The 18,782-nt window shown below is 72.8% G+C and carries 15 protein-coding genes; 8 read left to right on the top strand and 7 right to left on the bottom strand.

Going from position 1 to position 18,782, the window contains the following annotated elements; all coding sequences use genetic code 11:
- Positions 1-235: 235 nt before the first annotated feature.
- The 3 genes from ACGFR7_RS10480 to fabI are packed head-to-tail and all read right to left on the bottom strand — an operon-like array spanning position 236 to position 3,081.
- Entirely contained in the window at positions 236-1,759 is a 1,524-nt protein-coding gene (locus ACGFR7_RS10480) for a class I adenylate-forming enzyme family protein (RefSeq protein ID WP_393315877.1), read from the bottom strand.
- Entirely contained in the window at positions 1,756-2,304 is a 549-nt protein-coding gene (locus ACGFR7_RS10475) for a MaoC family dehydratase (protein WP_393315875.1), read from the bottom strand. Before ACGFR7_RS10475 ends, ACGFR7_RS10480 begins: the two co-directional genes overlap by 4 nt.
- A 6-nt stretch (positions 2,305-2,310) precedes the next feature.
- Complete coding sequence (fabI, locus tag ACGFR7_RS10470) at positions 2,311-3,081, bottom strand: enoyl-ACP reductase FabI (RefSeq protein ID WP_393315872.1); 771 nt, start codon at positions 3,079-3,081, stop codon at positions 2,311-2,313.
- A 346-nt stretch (positions 3,082-3,427) separates the two neighbouring features.
- Between fabI and ACGFR7_RS10465 the strand changes: the two genes are divergently transcribed.
- Complete coding sequence (locus ACGFR7_RS10465; RefSeq protein WP_393315869.1) at positions 3,428-3,682, top strand: acyl carrier protein; 255 nt, start codon at positions 3,428-3,430, stop codon at positions 3,680-3,682.
- 573 nt (positions 3,683-4,255) lie between these two features.
- Entirely contained in the window at positions 4,256-4,822 is a 567-nt protein-coding gene (locus ACGFR7_RS10460; RefSeq protein WP_393315866.1) for a hypothetical protein, read from the top strand.
- A gap of 68 nt (positions 4,823-4,890) precedes the next feature.
- On the opposite strand, the gene ACGFR7_RS10455 is transcribed toward ACGFR7_RS10460, so the two are convergent.
- Entirely contained in the window at positions 4,891-6,132 is a 1,242-nt protein-coding gene (locus ACGFR7_RS10455) for a helix-turn-helix domain-containing protein (protein ID WP_393315863.1), read from the bottom strand.
- A 416-nt stretch (positions 6,133-6,548) separates the two neighbouring features.
- Here ACGFR7_RS10455 and ACGFR7_RS10450 point away from each other — a divergent pair, with 416 nt between their 5' ends.
- Together ACGFR7_RS10450 and ACGFR7_RS10445 are read left to right on the top strand one after the other, a co-directional pair.
- Positions 6,549-7,793, top strand: coding sequence for an aldehyde dehydrogenase family protein (locus ACGFR7_RS10450; RefSeq protein ID WP_393315861.1), 1,245 nt, complete (start codon positions 6,549-6,551; stop codon positions 7,791-7,793).
- Positions 7,790-9,517 carry a thiamine pyrophosphate-binding protein gene (locus ACGFR7_RS10445; protein WP_393315858.1) on the top strand — a complete coding sequence of 576 codons (1,728 nt, stop codon included), beginning with the start codon at positions 7,790-7,792 and terminating at the stop codon, positions 9,515-9,517. Before ACGFR7_RS10450 ends, ACGFR7_RS10445 begins: the two co-directional genes overlap by 4 nt.
- A 267-nt stretch (positions 9,518-9,784) precedes the next feature.
- Here the strand turns inward: ACGFR7_RS10445 and ACGFR7_RS10440 are convergent, their stop codons facing one another.
- Entirely contained in the window at positions 9,785-10,621 is an 837-nt protein-coding gene (locus ACGFR7_RS10440) for an ABC transporter permease (RefSeq protein ID WP_393315855.1), read from the bottom strand.
- Between the two features lie 14 nt (positions 10,622-10,635).
- On the bottom strand, positions 10,636-11,292 hold the full coding sequence (locus ACGFR7_RS10435) for a DUF1707 domain-containing protein (protein WP_393315852.1): 657 nt from the start codon (positions 11,290-11,292) through the stop codon (positions 10,636-10,638).
- A 370-nt stretch (positions 11,293-11,662) separates the two neighbouring features.
- Here ACGFR7_RS10435 and ACGFR7_RS10430 point away from each other — a divergent pair, with 370 nt between their 5' ends.
- On the top strand, positions 11,663-12,910 hold the full coding sequence (locus tag ACGFR7_RS10430) for a helix-turn-helix domain-containing protein (protein WP_393315849.1): 1,248 nt from the start codon (positions 11,663-11,665) through the stop codon (positions 12,908-12,910).
- Between the two features lie 57 nt (positions 12,911-12,967).
- Here ACGFR7_RS10430 and ACGFR7_RS10425 read toward each other — a convergent pair whose 3' ends face one another.
- Positions 12,968-13,147: a DUF5708 family protein gene (locus tag ACGFR7_RS10425; protein WP_350251932.1), complete on the bottom strand. Its 180-nt coding sequence runs from the start codon at positions 13,145-13,147 to the stop codon at positions 12,968-12,970.
- Between the two features lie 541 nt (positions 13,148-13,688).
- On the opposite strand from ACGFR7_RS10425, the gene ACGFR7_RS10420 reads away from it, so the two are divergent.
- The 3 genes from ACGFR7_RS10420 (at position 13,689) to lanKC (ending at position 18,662) form a co-directional block, all read left to right on the top strand.
- A complete protein-coding gene (locus ACGFR7_RS10420; RefSeq protein ID WP_393315845.1) occupies positions 13,689-14,945 on the top strand; it encodes a beta-ketoacyl-[acyl-carrier-protein] synthase family protein in 1,257 nt (418 codons plus the stop codon).
- Positions 14,946-15,042: 97 nt separating this feature from the next.
- On the top strand, positions 15,043-15,897 hold the full coding sequence (locus tag ACGFR7_RS10415) for a GNAT family N-acetyltransferase (RefSeq protein WP_393315843.1): 855 nt from the start codon (positions 15,043-15,045) through the stop codon (positions 15,895-15,897).
- Entirely contained in the window at positions 15,894-18,662 is a 2,769-nt protein-coding gene (gene lanKC, locus ACGFR7_RS10410) for a class III lanthionine synthetase LanKC (protein ID WP_393315840.1), read from the top strand. Before ACGFR7_RS10415 ends, lanKC begins: the two co-directional genes overlap by 4 nt.
- Positions 18,663-18,782: the final 120 nt, after the last annotated feature.

The raw sequence follows: 18,782 nt of genomic DNA, 5'->3' as shown, positions 1-18,782 counted from the left end.
GTCGATGAGGAAGTGCGAGGAAGTGGTGTCGACGAGGCAGCACAGGCCGACATGTTCCACGTGAAACAACAGCAGCCATGACCCACCCGCAGACGTGAACCATCCGCAGGCATGAACGACCCATCCGCAGACGTGAACCACCCGCAGAACTGACCCACCCGCAGAACTGACCCACCCGGACTTCCCGGGGGTCCCGCAGACCTGAACCACCCGCCATACACCCGGAGTCGTCCGCTCAGCCCCCGACCGGGGCCTCGGTCCCCGGACCCCCTCCCAGCTCCAGCCCGAGCTCCGCACGCAGCGCACGCGTGTCGGGCTTTCCGTTGGCCGTGAGCGGGAAGTGGTCGACGACATGGACCGCATTGGGCTGTTCATACTCCGCGAGGTGTTCGGCGAGGCGTCGGCGCCAGGTGAGCGGAGCCTCCCCGTCGGGGTCGGCGACCACGAAGTGCAGTGCACTGCCACGGCGTTGGTCCTCGACCGCCAGTACCTTCACCGGCCGGCCACAGGCCTCGGCACGGCGTTCCAGGCTCTCGGGGTAGAGCGTGAAGCCCAGCCGGTGCACAGCCTGATTGCGGCCCACCACCCGTACGGTGCCCTCGGCGTCGACACTGCCCAGGTCGGCCGTCGGATACCACGCGTCCGGGGCGACCGGCGTGAGCGAGCCGTCCTCCTGGAGATAGCCGGCCATCAGCCCGGGTGAGCGCACCTCGATGCCGCCGAGCTCGCCGGGGCCGGCAGCGGTGCCGTCGGGGCGCATGACGCGCACCCGAACGCCGGGCAACGGGCGCCCGCAGCCGTGCGGTGCGTCCGGGGTGGCCAGCGCGACATTGCCGAGTTCCGTCAGACCGTAGCCGTCCAGGAGTGGGCGGCCCATTGTCCTGTGGAAGGCCTCGGCCAGCGGCGCGGGCAGCGGTGCGCCGCCCACGCCCCAGAGCCGTACCCCGGCGAGTCCGGCCCGTGCCTCCGGGCGGCGGCGCACCACGCCGAGGAGCGAGTGGTACGTGGACGGGGCGGCGTCCACGGCGGTGGCGCCGTGGGCCGCGGCCTGGCCGACGGCCGCGTCGAGCCGCTGGTAGGGGGTGACCAGCAGGGTGCAACGGGCCAGCCACCACAGCAGGATGACGGAGAGTCCGTACTGGTGCGAGAAGGGCAGCAGGGGCGCGAGGACGTCGTCCTCCCGGTAGCCCATGGCCTGGATGGTGCGCAGCGAATTGTCGAGGACGGCCCGGCCGGGCTTGATGATGCCCTTGGGCCGTCCTGTGGTGCCCGAGGACCACAGGACGAGGGCGTCGGGGCGGCGGAACCAGGAGGCCGGACCGACCGCGCCGGGCGGGGGCGCCGGGGCGTCGGCGGCCGGCCGCGGGTAGGGGATCACGCGCCGGTCGGGGATGCCGGGGAAGCCGGTGGCGTGGTCGGCGGCGGTGACCAGCCAGCGGGCCCGGGCCTGGCGGCCGGCCGCGGCGGCGTCGGCGCGGGAGAGCCGGTGGTCGAGCGGGATGAGCGAGGTGTCCAGATGCATCAGCGCCAGCAGGGTGACGACATAGTCGACGCTGTTGTCGCCCTGTACCAGGACCCGGTCGCCGGTGCGGAGGCCGAGCTGCCGTAAGGCGTGTGCGGTGGTGGATATCCGGCGGCCGAGCGTCGGGCCGTCGAGGCGGCCGGTGCCGTCAGGCGGGGCCGCGCTGCCGTCGAGCGGGGCAGCGGTGCCGTCGACGAGCCGGGCGGCGGCGACCGGAGGGGCGATGGTGTCGGTCATGGGTGGTCCGATTCCGTGGTGTCGGGCGGGCGCCGGGAGGGCCGCGGTGCGGTGGCCGGGCACAGCAGCGAGGACGTGGTGGTGGCCACCCGGGCACCGCCCTCGTCCCGGAACTCGCAGTCGAGGGTGAGGAGGGGGCGGCCGGCGAGGGTGGCGGCGGTGAGGCGCACGGTCGCGTGCAGGGTGTCGCCGGCGTGTGCGGGGCGGGCGTGGCGCAGCGTCTGCGCACGGTGCACGGTGCCCTCGGTGGTGACGAAGGCCGGTTGCAGGCGCAGGAGTCGGTCCTCGGCGTGGCCGGCGAGGGTGGCCAGGTAGGTGGGCGGGGCGATGATGTCCGGGTGGCCGAGGGCGCGGGCTGCGGCCGGGTCCGTGTACGCGGGGTGGGGGTCGCCGATCGCGGCGGCGAAGGCGGCGATCCGCAGCCGCTCGATGGCGTACGGGCCGCAGTGCAGCGTGGTCGGCGCCGCCGCTCCGCCCGCCGCCGCTCCGCCCGCCGCCGCTCCGCCCGCCGCCGCTCCGCCCGCCGCCACGGCACTCTCCGCCATCGCCGCTCAGTCGCCGATCATGTGGTGGCCGCCGTCCGCGTGCACGATCTCGCCGGTGGTGGCGGGCAGCCAGTCCGACAGCAGCGCCACACACGTACGGGCGACCGGGTCGGCGTCCTGCGGATCCCAGCCGAGCGGGGCGCGGGCCGCCCAGCTCTTCTCGAAGGACGGGCCGTCACCGCCGATACCGCGCGCGGCCAGGGTGCGCAGGGGGCCGGCCGCGACGAGGTTGGCCCGTATGCCCTGGCCCCCGAGGTCGCGCGCCAGATAGCGGGAGCAGGCCTCGAGTCCCGCCTTGGCGACGCCCATCCAGTCGTAGCCGGGCCAGGCGCGGGAGGCGTCGAAGTCGACGCCGACGACACAGGACCCGGGGCGCAGCAGCGGCCGGCAGGCCATGGCCAGCGCCACCAGGGAGTACGTCGAGGTGTGCAGGGCGGCGGAGACATCGCGCCACGGTGCGGTCAGGAAGCCGCCGTCCAGGCAGCCTGCGGGGGCGTGGGCGACGGAGTGCAGTACGCCGTCGAGGCCGTCGAGGTGCGCGCCGACGCGGTCGGCGAGGGTGCTGAGCTGCTCTTCGTCCGTGACGTCCAGCTCCACCACGGGGGGCTCCTCCGGCAGTCGCCGGGCGAGCCGGGCGACCAGACTCGGCCGTCCGTAGGCGGTGAGGACGATCTTGGCGCCCTCTTCCTGGGCGAGGCGGGCCACCGCGTAGGCGATCGAGCTTTCGGTGATCACACCCGTGATGACCAGCTGCTTTCCGTCGAGCAGACCGCTCATGCGGTTCCTCCGTCTGACTCATTCCCGACTTCGGAGTCACTGAAGATAACTCAGAAGCATTGTCCTGGCTTGGTCTTGAAAGGCCGTCATTGACAACCTATCGGACCTCCAGTTGACTGGAACAGTCAAGTGTAGTCAAAAGAATGACTCCGGTGTCATGGAGGCGCGGACGTCCTACCGGCGCGCAGGACTTCCCGGTGCTGCCCGCGCGCCGGGACGCCGCGTCGGCCGGTCGGTGCCGGCCCGCCCCACGGCAGGACGCCGGCCGGGCCGCGGCCGCTCCGCACGGCCTCCGGGCCGCCCCTCCACCCTGCGCCACCCCGCACTCCACAGAGAGGTGACCGTCATGACCGTCCCGACCCGCGAAGAGATCGTTGCGCAGCTAGCCGAGATCCTGCACGAGGTGGCCGGAGTGGTCCCGGCCGAGGTGACCGAAGAGAAGTCCCTGGTCGAGGAGTTGGATGTGGACTCGCTCGCGATGGCCGAGGTCATCGTCGTGGCGGAGGAGCGCTTCGGGGTCGAGCTGCCCGAAGAGGAGATGAAGGACATGCGCACGGTTTTGGACATAGTGATCCGGGTGGAGAAGCAGGCGGCGTCCTGAGGGCGGCCGCCGGCCCGTGCGCTCCTGCCGGCCGTGCCGCACCGGCAGGAGCGCACCACCACAAGACACCCGCACAACGGAGGTGAATAGCAGCCGGATTGCCGCCCACGGAAGCGTGACCGGCTCTCGGCTTGCGGCCACCCGGGGTTCACCGCGTCGCGTCGGGGCCGCACGGTGGCGAAATCTCGTAATGCCCTCGGGTAAAGCGAAGTTGATTTTCGGTCGTCACTTGTTGACGCAGGCATAGACCAGGGATACCTTGAAGATCTCCGGAGTGTAAATCAAATCGACTCAGTGCACTGCTTTCTCGGATGTGACCGTCCGGAAAGGAGACATGGTGCGAGGGGATCTATGCGGGGGGACCAGCCTTCCTGTGGCGCGCATTCGCTCAACCATGACGGCGGACCGGCCAACGCGCCCCGAGAGGAGGCATGTTGGGACCCTTCCCGCTCATCCGAATTAGCCGACGGCTTTTTGCATATATTCTCGAACGTCCCCGTTGACATTCGACAGCCCGACTGTTTAACGGCATTTCTGGGCCGGCTGCTGCATTGTTCCCCCGGCGATATTCGGATGAGCCGGGACGGCTTCGGACGACCGGTGTGCGCCGAACCGCCCGCCACCGCCGTCCGGCGACCTGGCACCCGCCTTTGCCTCGACGCCGGTGCGGATGCGGGCCGTCGGTTTCTGGCCCTGATCAGGGACCTCCCGGTGGCGCTGTCCGTGCACACCGTGCCCCGCGGACCGGTCGGCGAACTGCTGCTCCCCTTCACCCCGTTGGAGCGCGGCTATGTCCAGGAGGCCCCGGCGGGCCGGCGGGGCCGGCGACTGGCGCAGCTGTGGACCCGTAAGGAAGCGGCACTGCGGCTGACCGGACGCGGCGAGCTGGCCACCGCCGACGCGATCGACGCGCTGAGCGGTGCGCGGGAGGGCAAGATCGTGATCCCCGGATCCGCCGCGGGCCCCGGCGGCACGGCGTACGTCCGCGAACTGCCCGCGGGCCCGCAGACCGTGGCCTGCGCGGCGACCTCGGCCCCGGCACCCGGAGTCCGCATCTGGCGGGCGACCTCGGCGTGCGAGCCCGCCGGTACACACGGCAACGCACCGGCCGAGGCGGGCAGCGCCAAGAGAGATGCCTAGAGGGGGACGCCTGGAGGGGGACGCGGGGGACGTCTGGAGGGCGGCTCCCCTGGGGCACGGGCGCCGCTCTACGGCATGAGCACCGCGTGGGGATCCGGGCCCTCGCCCGCTCGGCCGCCGGCGCTCAGCTCCCGCCAGCTCTCCAGCGCCAGCCGGAAGGCGCCGGCGTGCTCGTAGCCCTCGGCGGCCTCCTTGAAGTCGGCCTCCGCGGCCTCCTCACCGCCGTCCGCGCGATGGGCGCGGGCGAGGTGGAGCAGAGCGCGGGCACGGTCGAGGGGCGTCAGTCCGGCGGCGTCGGGGTCGATCGCGACGGCGTGCTCCGCGGCCGCCGCCGGCCGGTGGTGGCGCAGCGCCGCGGCCGTCTCCAGGACGGCGAGCCAGGTCCTGGCGGCCGGGGTGTCGACGAGTGCGGCGGCCTGCCTGGCCCGCTCCAGCAGGGCGTCGGCCTCCTCCGGCGGGCCCGCGGCGAAGGCCAGCAGCCCACGGGCGCGGGCCAGTTGCAGCCGCAGCCGTACCCCGTCCGTCGTGGCGAGCAACTGCTCCGCCTCGGCCAGCAGCTCCAGCGCCCGCTCGGGATGCCCGCCGAGATACTGCGCACCGGCCACCGCCCACAGCGCGCCGGCCCGCAGTTCACCGGCCGGGAGAGGGGCGATCTCCGCCTGCAGCTCCGCCCCGAGCTGTCCGGCGCGGCTCCACTCCCCGCTGTCGACGGACACCGACAGCAGCGTCATCCGGGCCTGCGCCCGCTCCGGGCGGCCGGGCTCCAGCTCGCCGGTGATCCGGACGGCCTCCTCGGCGAAGCGCACCCCGTCCGCGAGGCGGCCCGCGGCGCGCAGCAGTTGGGCGAGTTCGATGGCGACGCGGGCGTGCAGCACCGGCGCGGAGCGGGTGAGCGGGTCGTCGAGGAGGTGGCGCAGCGCCGCTTCATGGCGGGCCGGGTCGTCGAGCTGTCCGAGGACGGTCGCCAGTTCCCAGCGCGCCTCCCAGCGCACCTCGTCGTGACCGGTGCCGGCCTGCTCCACCACGGACTCCAGCTGCCGCCGGGCGCCCGGCCAGTCACCGGCCAGCCGGCTGGACCGGGCGGCCACCAACTGGCCGACCAGACCCAGGCGACGGGTCAGCCGGTCGCCGGGCTCGTCGGTGGCGCACAGCGCCTCGACCGTCGTGCCCAGGCGCTGCGCGAGGGACCGGGCGATCTTGGCGCCGGGGACTCTGCGGCCGTTCTCGACCAGCGAGACATAGCTGGGGGAGAGATCGTCCCCGGCGAGGTCCCCCTGGGACAGACCCTGGGAGCGCCGGACCTCCCGCACTCGCTTACCGAAAGCAGGCTGCTCAATCGTCAAGAAAATCGCTCGCAGTTGAGTGGGGCGGACGGACGGTGACGGGGGCTCGGACGCTGCGGACTGACGGAACGCAATGACCGCGAGTCTACTCGTCACCGGCCTGCTCAGGGGCGTTTGTGAACGACCCGGCTCCGCGCCGGGAGTCATTTTTTGTCACTTTCGGAGCCCGGCATTCCCGTGGCCGGGGCGGGAGTATTACGACAGATGAGAGGTTGCCCCGGGGGTTTCGCGCCGGGGTGGGCGGGAGTGTGAGGGGTCCCGTGGCACGGCCGGGAGTGCGGTCGCTTGTCATATGGGGCAGTCGAGTGTAATGACTTTACTTGACAATAAATGACAGTTGGCTGACGCTGACCCTCCATGGACTACGCCCCGAGGAGGGACATATGAGCTCCGCTCCCGCATGGCCGACCGTGGCCGCCGAGCCGGAGGAGGACAGCACCGACAGCCGGCGTGCGGCGGCCGTGCACCGGGTCCGGGACTTCCTGGTGAACGACGCCGATACCGTGCACGAGCTGCTGTGCGAGATCTCCACCCACCGCGCCGCGCGCTACGAGATCGAGTCGACCGTCGCCACCCTCGACGGGGCCCTGGACGAGGTGGCCGCCCACCGGCCCGGCCGGGTCCCCCACCTCGCCGCCTTCATGCCGTCGAACGTCATCCTCTACTCCTACGCCCTCTACCTCCTGGTCCCTGCGCTCTACACCGACCGGCTGGTCTTCCGTCCCTCCAGCCGGGTCAAGGACCAGATGCAGCGGCTGCACACCCTGCTCGCCGAGCGGCACGGCCTGCCGATCACCCTCACCGGCGCCAGCCAGCGGGAGTTCCTGCACGAGCACGTCCGCCCCGCCGATGTCGTCGTCTTCACCGGCGCCTACGCCAACGCCGAACAGATCCGCGCCCGGCTCTCCCCCGGGCAGCTCTTCCTCTTCCTCGGCTCCGGCGTCAACCCGTTCGTCGTCGCCCCCGGCGCCGATGTCGAGCAGGCGGTCCGCGACGCCATCGCCATCCGGGTCCTCAACACCGGCCAGGACTGCCTGGGCCCCGACCTGTTCAGCGTCCACGAGTCGCTGCTCGACCCGTTCGTCGACACCCTGGTCAGCGAGCTGAAGGGGCTGCGCTACGGCCCCTACTCCGACCCGGACGCCGATTTCGGGCCGATCTTCTACGAGAGCGCGCTGGAGGACGGCGCGCAGTTCCTCGCCCGCAACCACGGTGGCATCGTGCACGGCGGGCATGTCGACTTCCGCGGCCGGCGGCTCGACCCCACCGTCGTCGTCGGTCCGGAGGTCACCCCGCGCACCCACGTACCGGAGTTCTTCGCCCCGATCTTCAACATCGCCGGCTACCGCGACGAGGACGCGCTGGCCGCGACCCTCACCACCGGCATGTTCACCGAACGCGCCCTGGGCTCCAGCGTCTACGGCCACGCCCCTGGCCTGGTCGAGGCGCTGCGCCGGCGCACCACCGTCACCCTCGACACCACCTTGCTCTCCATCGACAACGGCAACGCCCCGTTCGGCGGCTACGGCCGGATGGCCAACTACATCGCCGACGGCGAGGACGTGCGGGCCGAACCCGTACTGATCTCCCAGGCCGTCGCCGCCTACGGTCCGGGAGCCTGCCGATGACCCTCACGACCCACCCCACCGGCCACCCCACCGCCTGGGCCGCGATCGCCGACCACCTCCACCACCTGGGCACCGAGGTGGTGTTCGGGCTGCCCGGCGACGACATGGCGCTGCTCGGCGAGCTGGAGCGGTCCGACACCGAGGTGGTGCTCTGCCGCGATCAGCGCAACGCCCTGTTCATGGCGACCGGTTACGCGCTCGCCGCCGGCCGCCCCGGCGTCTGCGTGATCGGCAAGGGGCCGGCGCTGACCAATGCGCTCACCGGCGTCCTGGAGGCCCGCTCCGCCGCCGTGCCGCTGCTCCTCATCGCCGACGGCACCCGGCTCGACCGGCTCGGTACCGGCGCCTTCCAGGAGCTGGACCAGCTGACCGCGATCCGCCCGTATGTGAAGTGGGCGACCCGTGTCGACCATGCCGCACGGCTGCCCGGCGCCCTGGAGAAGGCCGCCGCGCTCGCCGTCAACGGCGCCCCGGGCCCGGTCTACCTGGAGCTCGCCGAGCAGATCGCCGCCGAACCGGTCACCCGCAGCGGGCCGTGGCGCCCGGCCACGCCTCAACGGCCCGCCCCCGACCCTCAGGCGCTGGCCGCCACCGCCGCCCGGATCGCCGCGGCCGAGCGGCCGTTGCTGCTGGTCGGCGGCGGCGCCCGGCACCGCAACACCGGCCGCCGTATCGAGCGCTTCGCCGAACTGCTCGGCGCCGGGCTCTTCAGCACCGCCTCCGGCCGTGGCACGGTCGCCGAGGACCACCCGCTCCACTGCGGCGTCAGCGGCCTCTACACGGTCGCCCCGATGGACGCGCTGTGGCGCGAGGCAGACCTCGTCATCGCGCTGGGCAGCCGCCTGGAGGAGACCGCCACCTTCGGCTGGCCGGAGGAGGCGGCGCAACTCCCGGTGATCCAGGCGGTGCTGGGCGAGGAGAATCTGGCCATGGAGCGGCCCGGCGCCCATGTGCTCGGCGACGCCGGACGGATCGTCGACGGCTGGACGGGGCTGCTGTCCGGGCACCGGCCCACGGGTGCCTGGCCGGCCCGGGTCCGTACGGCGCGGGCCGCGCTGGAGCGGCGTGCCGCGGACCGCGCCGAGGAGGCCGCCAAGACGGTGACCGGGGGGGCCGTACCGGTCGCCCGGGTGCTGGCCGCCCTCGACCGGGCGCTCCCCGCGGACCGCGTCCTGGTGCAGGAGAACGGCCTGCAGGACATGTGGTCGTACTTCTTCCCGCACTGGTCGCTGGGGTCCGCAGGCGGTTCCGTGGTGCCCAGCGAGCAGACCCCGCTCGGCTTCGGGGCGGCCGCCGCGGTGGGCGTACGGCTGGCCGAACCGGCCGGGCGGCCGGTGGTCGCGGTGGTCGGTGACGGTGCCTTCAACCTCTTCCGCGGCGAGCTGCCCACCGTCGCCGACGCGGGCGTCGCCGTTCTCTATGTCGTCCTCGACAACGGCGGTTACGGCTGGCTGCAGTCCAACCTCGACCGGGTCTCTCCGGCCGGCTCGCGCTTCGCCTTCACCCGGCCCCGCCCGACCGGCACCGAGGGCCTGGCCGCCGCCTACGGCCTGGGCTACCGGCGGGTGACGGACGCCGACGAGCTGCCCGGGGCACTGGCGGACGCCTGGCGGCAGGTCGCGGCCGGGACCACCGCCGTGGTGGAGGTGGCGACCGCGCTCGCCGACACCCCGCCGGGGATGACCGCCGCCGCGGGGGACTTCCCGGAGCGCGAGGGCCATTAGGGCTCTTGGGGCCGTTGGGGCCGTTGGGGCCGTTGGGGCCCCTGGACCCGTCAGAGCCATCAGCGCCGTCAGCGCCATCAGGGGCTGCCGGCACGGGGCCGGCGGCCGGTGGGCGGCACGAGGAAGCTGCGGCCCCGACGGGGAGGGCGCGTGCCCGGCGCCCTCCGGCCCGGGGGTGCCGGAGGGAGTCGGGCACGACTTCTTCGTACGGAGGGAGCCACGCCGAGGGCGTGCCGGGGGAGGCGCTCGGCTCCGTACGGATCGGTGTCAGGTCTTGGTGCGGAACTTGGCGACGGCCACCGGGGCGGTGAGGGCGGTCAGCCCCACCGACCACACCAGCGTCCAGAGCACAGGGCCGGCCACCGGGCCCTCGCCCAGGGCGAGTCCGCGGGCCGCGTCGGCCATGTGGGTCAGGGGGTTGAAGCGGGTGAAGGTGTACAGCCAGTCCGGCATGGTCGAGGGCGGCACGAAGATCGAGGAGCCGAACTCCAGCGGGGTCAGCACCAGGACCGAGAGCCCCTGGATGGCCTGTGCGGTGCGCAGGGTCAGGCCCAGCAGCATGAAGGTCCACACCAGCGAGGTCCCGAACGCGGCGGTCAGGGCGGTCGCGGCCAGCAGGCCCGGCCAGTGCCCGGCGACGTCAAAGCCGAGCACCGCGCCGACGATCAGCAACACCGTGATGGCCACCAGCATCCGGCCGGTCTCCACCACCAGCTTGGCCACCAGCACCGAGGAGCGGCCGATGGGCATCGTGCGGAAGCGGTCCATCACGCCTGTACGGAAGTCGTCGTTGACGCCGACGCCCACGGCCATGGCGATGGTCATGCCGAGGATCACCATCAGCCCCGGCACCAGGAAGGCGGTGTAGCGCACACGGTCGCCGCCGGGGTCGATCGAGCCGCCCAGGACGAAGACGAACAGCACGGTCAGCACGACCGGCATCAGCAGCGCGTCGGACATCGCCGTCGGGTTCCGCCGGATCTGCAGGAGGTTGCGGCGGACCAGCGCGCCGATGTGCCGTGCGCTCGCCCGCAGCGTGATCCGGCCCTCGTCGGGCAGGGGAGCGGACGGTCCGGAGCGGGGCAGGGTCTGAGCGGATGCCACGGCTGCTCCTCCGGTCAGGTCCGGGTGCGGCGCTCGTCGAGCCACTTCTGCCAGTACGTGCGGCGGTCGCTGTCGGGGTGGGCGACGATGATGTCACCGAGGACGGCGGCGCCGGTGATGCGCACGAGCGGGGTGATGGCTTCGGGGCCGGCGTGCGCCCGGGTCAGATCGCGCACATCACCGAGGACCTGGCTGCAGTTCATCTCGACCCGGACGCCCTCCGGGAGCAGCAGATGCACATCGCCGACGATCGCACGGGCCGCGATGGTCAGTTCACCGGTGGACGGTGCCGGGGAGGCGCACAGGTCCAGGGTCAGATCCCCGAAGACCGCGGTCGCCTCGATGCCGTGTTCCAGCACGGGGCTGCGGTGGACGAGGTCGCCGAAGGTGGCGCGGAAGGTGCGCGCTCCCGCCGAGGGGCCCGGCGGCGCCGGGGGTGTCACCTGCGGCAGATCCTGGCCGACGGACATCAACTCCGTGCGGGTGCGGGCCAGATAGGCCGCCTCGGACCGTTCGGCCAGCTCCTCCAGGGTTAACCGGCCTTCCACGGCGGCCTCTCTGAGGCGTTCGACCATGTTCTCGCGCTCGGCGTCGGAGGCCAGCACCGTGGGCGACGAGGGGGAAGGGGGCGCCGGATCCTTCTGCAGATCCGGGCGTGGGGGCTGCGTCATGGGTGGTGCCTCCGCGGAGTCCGGCGGTGGTGGGGCGCTTGCTGCCTCATCCGACCACGTCACCTCCGGGGCGTGCATCGCCGTGCGGTAGTACATCGAAAGGCTGACCCACGGCGTCGCGGCACACAGTTCGGCGTACCCGGCAGCCGGTTTTCGGTGTGCGCACCGGCCTCTCGGCGGGGGGCCGGGCGCAATGCACCGAGGACATCGAAATGATCTCGGCGCACCCGGTGAAGGCCGGGGGAGGAATCCGAATATCGGTCGACTTCTTCTTGACTGCTTGGTAAAGTGCCGACCACTCATTGTGACTCGGCGATTTGATGCAGCCGGCCGGGATCATCCGTCGTCCGAAATCCGGAGGGTTTGTCGAATGCCTGAGCTGGCGGACACCGGGAGGAGAATCAAAGAGCTCCGGGTCGGCGCCGGTATGACACAGCACGACCTTGCCGGGCCCGACATGTCGTCCAGCTACATCTCGTTGGTGGAACGCGGGAAGCGTATTCCCAGCGGCCGGGCACTCAAGATCCTGGCGGAACGCCTCGGCGTGGGCGTGGAGGAAATATCCGGTACCGCCGGGCAGGACGAAACCACCGGCCGGGTCCGCAGGCTCGACCTCGTCGGGCGATTGGTGGCGGCGCGCAGGCAATGGGACGGTGGCGACGCCGAGGGCGCGCTGTCGGAATTCCGCGCACTGGCCGAGAGGGAACCGGCCGGCCGGCAGGACGACGTATTTGCCGAGGCGCAGCTCGCCATTGCCGAAATACTGGGCACGCTCGGCCGCGCCGACGAGGGCGCGCAGGTTCTGCTGCGGATGCTGGAGGCGCCGGTCCCCGTGCCGTACGCCGAGCCCCGGCTGCGCGCTCTGATCGCGCTGGCCGATCTGCTGGAGTCGGCCGGCCGGGTCCAGGACGGGCTGCGCCACGCGCTCACCGGCTACCTCGAATGCGAAGGCCGGCGCCCCGGGACCGGGTTCCACTCGCTGCTGGCCCTCGAAGTGCTCACCCGCTGCGCGTATTGGAGCGGCTGCCCCCACTGGGCTCCCGACGGCGATCAGGCCCGGCCCCCGGCGGACGGCGTGCTCCCCGGGCCGCGCGCCGCCATCGCGCTGCACCGGGCGCTCGACCTGTGTGACCGGGGCGAGGCGGAGCAGGCCGCCGACCTGCTGGGGGAGTGTGCGCGCCGGGTGACCCCGGCCGCCGGCTTCCCGCTCTGGGAGAAGATCAACGGCCGGTACGCCCTGCTGTTGCTGCACCGGGGCGAGACGGAAGGGGCCCGCAGCATCGTCGAGCGCGGACTCGTGGTGGCCTCGGTGGCCCAGGAACCGGAGTTCCCGCTCTGGCTCACGGCCGCCGATGCGGTCCGTGCGGAGGCGGCCGGTGACACCGACCGCCTCTTTGCGCTGGGCGAGCGGCTGGCCGCGCTGCCCGATACAGGACGCAGCCATGAGAAGGCCGCCGCGCTCGGTGAGATCGCGGCGGCATGTGAGCGGGTGGGGGACCGGGAAAGGGCGGTCAGGCACTTCCGGTATTCCGCGGAACTGTTCCGGGGGGCCCAGGCGTACCGGCACGCCGAGCGGGCCCGGGAACGGCTGACGGATCTCCTCGAAAAGCGGGACTGACCGCACCGGGGCCATGTCCCGCTGGGGCGCAATGCCACTCTTGCGCGCAATGCGCGTTTATTTATTAGCTTTCTTTCCCAATCCCAGGAGCGCGAACAAGGCCTCCGCGCCACCGATGATCGCCAGGATCAGCCCGGCCTTGTGAAGCGAGATGATCGGGGTCTCCACTTCCTTTGTGGTCAGCCAGAGGACCAGACCCGCGATCGCCAGCACAATCCCTACGGCAATACCCTTCATGAGTTCCCCTCGTTCCCTGTGATGTGTCGGAGCGCGTTGCAAGACCAGCGTCCCGCCCGGCCGGCGCATTCGGATCATCCGCAGGTAGGCACTTTCCGTCCCGCCGTCTGTCACTTTCTATGTACTCCCGGCCCTGCCGGGGGGAGGCGAAGCGGCCTCGGACGGGGCGGTGAGGGGCCGCGGGGGAGGCGGCAGGTGCGGGATGGCCGGCGGCGGGAGTGGGGTAGTTGGCGGCGGGAGTGGGGTGGCGCCCCTGAGGGTGTCCCCGCCCCGGCCGGGTTCTCCATCCCCGCCGCACGCGCACCGGTGCCCCGTCAAACAGCAGTCACAACCCCGCCTCAGTCAATTTTCGTGACTCCGCTAGTCATCTCCGTGGTGGCGTTTTCGCTGGTGCGGGGCCGGTTCAGGGGGCGGGATGTCGGGTGGTGGCCGACCGTCTTCTGGGTGGACCGTTGACAGCGCAATGACTCACCTGTCATGTTTCTGGTCATGAGGACGCCCTGAGCGTGACAACGGGGCAGGAAATCAGGAGGCGGGTTTCATGGAGTTGCGCACGGATCGGCGACGCGTGGTCGTCACCGGCTGCGGCGTGGTGTCCCCCGTGGGAAACACCACCGCGGACTTCTGGGCCGCTCTTCTCGCCGGCCGTAGCGGCGTCCGCTCCGTGACCCGCTTCGACGTTTCCGGCCTTCCGGTCCGTATCGGCGGCGATGTCACCGGCTTTGACACGACCGGATACCTCACCCCGCAGGAAGCCCGGCGCAGCGACCGCTTCACGCAGTACGCGGTGGTCGCCGCGGCGCAGGCGATGCGGGCCGCCGGCCTCGAAGAGGCCGGAACCGACCCGTACCGCTTCGCCGCGGTGATCGGCTCCGGCTACGGCGCCGCCCACGCGATCCAGCAGCAGTACGACGTCCTGCAGAGGCAGGGTCCGCGCCGGGTCTCCCCGTACCACTCGGTCCTCACCGCCATCGACCACCCGGCGAGCCTGCTGTCGATCAAATACGGCATCAACGGCCCCAGTTGTGCGGTCTCCGCGGCCTGTGCCACCGGCGCGGTGGCCCTCGGCGAGGCGACCGAGCTGATCCGCAGCGGCCGGGCCGACATCGTCCTGGCCGGCGGCACCGATGACGCCCTCACCGCCGCCGACCTGGCCGGCACCGCCAACGCCCAGGCGCTCTCCCGCCGCAACGACGACCCCGAAGGCGCCAGCCGGCCCTTCGACCGGGACCGCGACGGGTTCGTGATGGCCGTCGGCGCCACCGTCCTGACGCTGGAGGAGGCCGGCCACGCCGAACGCCGCGGCGCGGAGATCCTTGCCGAGGTGGCCGGTTACGCCGCCACCACCGACGCCCACCACGCCACCGCCCCCGACCCGACCGGCGCCGGAGCCGTCCGCGCGATGCGCGGCGCGCTCGCCGACGCCGGCCTCGCCCCCGAGGACGTCGGCCAGGTCAGCGCCCACGGCACCGGCACCCTCCTGAACGACCGCATCGAGGCGGCGGCGCTGCGCCGGGCGCTCGGTCCCGACCATCTGAGCCGTACGCCGGTCACCGCGGTCAAGAGCATGACCGGGCACATGCTCGGTGCCTCCGGAGCCGCCGAGGCGGCCGCCGCGGTGCTGTCCCTCCGGGACCGCAAGATCCCGCCGGTGCGCAACTGCGACCACCCCGCGGAAGAAGACCTCGACCTGGTGCTCAAGGGCGCCCGCGACTGGGACGGCGACGTGGTGCTGAGCAATTCCTTCGGCTTCGGCGGCCACAACGCCGTCCTCGTACTGACCCGCTACAGGCGCTGACGACCCGCTCCACGCACGCACGACCCGCTGCACCTGCCCGACGACCCGCTCCACCCGCTGACGACCCGCCACCACCCGCTGAGGAGGGAAACGCACCGTGCAGGGACGACTGGTGACCTTGGAATGGCCCGGCGACGACGACTGGGCAGCGATCGCCTCCTGGCTGCGGCCCGGCTCGCCGGCCGCCGTGCTCAGCGGTGACTGGGAGCTGCTGGGCGCCGCCGAGGTCGAGCAGGCCAACCGCTCAGGACGGGTCCACCACCTGGTGATCCGCAGCAAGGACGGCGAGCGCATCGGCACCGTCAGCTATCAGCGCTCCGGCCGGATCGGCGGCTTCACCGTCGGGGGCGCCATCGGTTCACCCGAGCTGTGGCGCCGCGGCTACGGCGCGGAGGCCGTCGTCCTGCTCGTCGACTACCTCTTCCACCAGCTCGACGCGCACCGCGTGCAGGTCACCACCGCCGGCTACAACAAGGGCGTCATCCGGCTGATGACCAAGACCCCGTTCGTGGTCGAGGGCATCCTGCGCGACCACTGCTACCTCGACGGCCGGTACCACGACGCGATCGTCTGGGGCCTGCTGCGCGACGAGCACTACGCCTCGCTCAAGCCCAGTGAGGACAACCGCGTGCTGGCCGTCGGCCTCGCGGACTTCCTCTCCGACGACGACAAGACCCAGGCCCGCGCCGTCCTCGCCGAGCACCTGGCGAGCGGCCGCCGCACCGCACTCGACGCCTACCTGGACGGGGCCGCCGAGCCCGCCCGGCCGGCCGCACCGGTCGCCGCCGGAGCCGCCGAGGCCGGCCCGCCCGCCGCCGAGTTCACCGAGCCCGCCGAGCCCGCCGAGCTCACCGAGCTCACCGAGCCCGCCGAGCTCACCGCACCCATCGGGACCGCCGCACCGCGCGCCGCCGAGGCCGGCGCGCCCGCCCCCGCCGGGGGTGTTGCATGAGAGACGGCGCCGAGAGCTTCGCCCTGGCCGACCGCACCTTCTTCGACTGGCCCGGCAACTGGGACCTGGAGGCCACCCGCTTCCCCGCCCCGCCGCTGCCCGACGGCTGGCGGCGCGACGACAACGAGGCCTGGACCTTCTGCCGCCCGCCCGAGGACCAACTCCCCGACCAGGGCTGGAAGATCCACGTCAGCGCGGCACCCGACGACGCCCCCCGTACCCTCGCCGATGTCGCCCGCTACTGCGCCCGGCACGGCATCGCCTTCAAGTACCTCAAGAGCGCCAACGTCCTGCGGGCCCTGAGCCGCAAGTACGCCCAGCGCTCCTCGGCAGGCAAGCTGCTGACCGTCTATCCGGTGGACGACGCCGAGTTCGCCCGCACCCTCGAAGGGCTCGACGCCCTCGTCGGCGGCCGGCCCGGCCCGTACGTCCTCACCGATCTGCGCTTCCGGCAGGGTCCGCTCCACGTACGCTACGGCGGCTTCCGCACCCACTACACGGAGGACACCGACGGCGAGCTGGTCACCGCCGTCCACCGCCCCGACGGCACCCCGGAACCGGACCGCCGCACCCCGGTCTTCCACACCCCCGACTGGGTCGGGGTGCCGGACATCCTCAAGGACTCGCTGGCCGCCCGCCAGGCCCTGGACGACTTCCCCTACCGGATCACCGGGGCCCTGCAGTTCTCCCACGGCGGCGGTGTCTACCGGGCCGTCCCGACCGGCCCCGACGCCCTCGGCGCGGGGGAGACCGGTGTCGTCCTCAAGGAGGGCCGGCCCTACTCCGGCACCGACGGCGTCGGCCGCGACGCGGTCACCCGGATCGCCCACGAGCACCGGATGCTGCAGCGGCTGGCGGGGATGCCCGGCATTCCGCGCACCTTCGGCACCTTCCAGGTCCGCGACCACCTCTTCCTGGTGCTGGAGGACATCGCAGGACAGGACTTCCAGACCTGGCTCGCCGCGCACCACCCGCTGACCGTCCCCGACCCCGACGAGCAGGCCGTCGCGCGGTACCGCGACCGCGCGCTGGCCCTGTTCGGCCGGATCGAGGCGCTGGTCGCCGCGGTGCACGGCCGCGGCATCCGGATCGGAGACCTGCACCCGGGCAACCTCATCATCAGGCCCGGCGACGAACCGGTCCTCATCGACTTCGAGGTGGCCGACGAGCTCGGCCAAGCCACCCCCAGCAGCCTCGGCGCCCCCGGTTTCCACCGCGCCGACGCGACCGGCGCGGACGGCGACCACTATGCGCTCGCCGCCATCGGACTGTGGCTCTTCCTGCCGCTGGCCGCCCTCGGCGGGCTCGCCCCGGACAAGGCGCCCGCCCTGCTGGCCACCGCGGCCGAGCGGTTCGGGCTGCCGGACGCGCTGGTGGCCCGGCTGGCTCCGCAGCTGGCCCCCAACGACAACACGACGTCCACGCTCCGCTCCTCACCGGGCACCTTCCCGCCCACCGATGTGCTGGTCTCCCTCGCCCGCGGACTGCGCGACAGCTCCACCCCGCACCGCCTGGACCGGCTCCACCCCGGTGGCTTCGAGCAGTTCGTCGAGGGCGGCGCGGGCTTCGGACACGGCGCGGCCGGCGTCCTGTGGGCCCGGCACACCACCCTCGGGGAGCGCGACGAGCAGGGCGCGGCCTGGCTGCGCGCCGCCGTCGACCGGGTCCCCGCCGAGCGGATCGGCTTCTACGACGGCCTGCACGGAATGGCTTACGTCTTACGGCAGTTGGGCGACGACGAGGCGGCCCTGCGGGCTCTGGACCGGGCGGCCGGCAAGCTCGCCGTCCGCCACTGCCCCAGCCTCTACCGCGGTCTGTCCGGCGTCGGCCTCAATCTGCTGCACTTCGCCGACGCGCTCGGCAGCGCCGCCTTGCGGCAGCAGGCCCTGGGACTTGCCGACCGCGTCACCGGGCGGCTTGCCGCAGCCCGCGCCGAACCCGTCGAGCGCCGCCGCCGGCGCGGCTCGAAGGACGCCGCCGGCCTGATGTACGGCTGGTCGGGCGCCGCGCTCTTCCTCCTGGCCGCCCACCGGGCCACCGGGGACCCCGCGTTGCTGGACGAGGCGGTACACGCCGTCCACCGCGACCTCGACCGGTGCGCACCGGGCCCGCAGCACACCCTTCAGGTGGACGAGGGCTTCCGGCTCCTGCCCTACCTGGACAACGGCAGCGCCGGTATCGCCCTGGTGGCGGCCGAGCTGCTGCAGGTGCGCGACGACGACCGGATCCGTGCGGCGCTGCCCGCTCTGCTGCGCGCCTGCGCCGCCGACTTCGTCATCGAGTCGGGGCTGCTGGGCGGACGCGCGGGCCTGCTCGCCACCCTGGCGGTGCTCCGCGACCGGGTGCCGCTCTCCCCGGACGACGGGGAGCGGCCGGACGGCCCCGTACCGATCAGCGCAGCCGTCGACCGGTACCTGCGCCGTCATCTGAACCGGCTCGGCCAGCACGCCATGACGTGGAACGGAGCGACGGTCTTCCCCTGCGACGGCCGCGCCCGGATCTCCATGGGCCTGGCCGATGGCGGGGCCGGCGTCCTGCTGGCGCTCTCCGCCACCGAACGGGGCACCCCGCTGCTCCCGTTCCTCACCGACTCGCGCCTCGCGGCGGCCGTTCATCCGGCCGCCCCGGGACGCGCCGGCGGCGCCCACCGCGCCGCCACCCCCACCGCCCCGTCCGGGGCAGCGGGCACTGCGCACCGCGGAAGGGAGGTGTCGTCAGATGACCATCATGGACCTGCAGGGCCTGGAGGTGCCGGGCGAGCGTGACGCCCAGGCGCTCGGCTCGACCGTCTCCGGCGGCTGCTGACGCGACGCCAGGTGGAACGTGCACTGTCATGCACGATCCACCGGCTCCAGGTGTCCCGCAACGGCACCTGGCACGTCACC

The sequence above is a fragment of the Streptomyces sp. NPDC048516 genome, assembly GCF_043199875.1.
GTDB lineage: Bacteria > Actinomycetota > Actinomycetes > Streptomycetales > Streptomycetaceae > Streptomyces.
The sequence above is the reverse complement of the archived record's forward strand: the minus strand, read 5'-3'. Positions and strand labels throughout refer to the sequence as shown.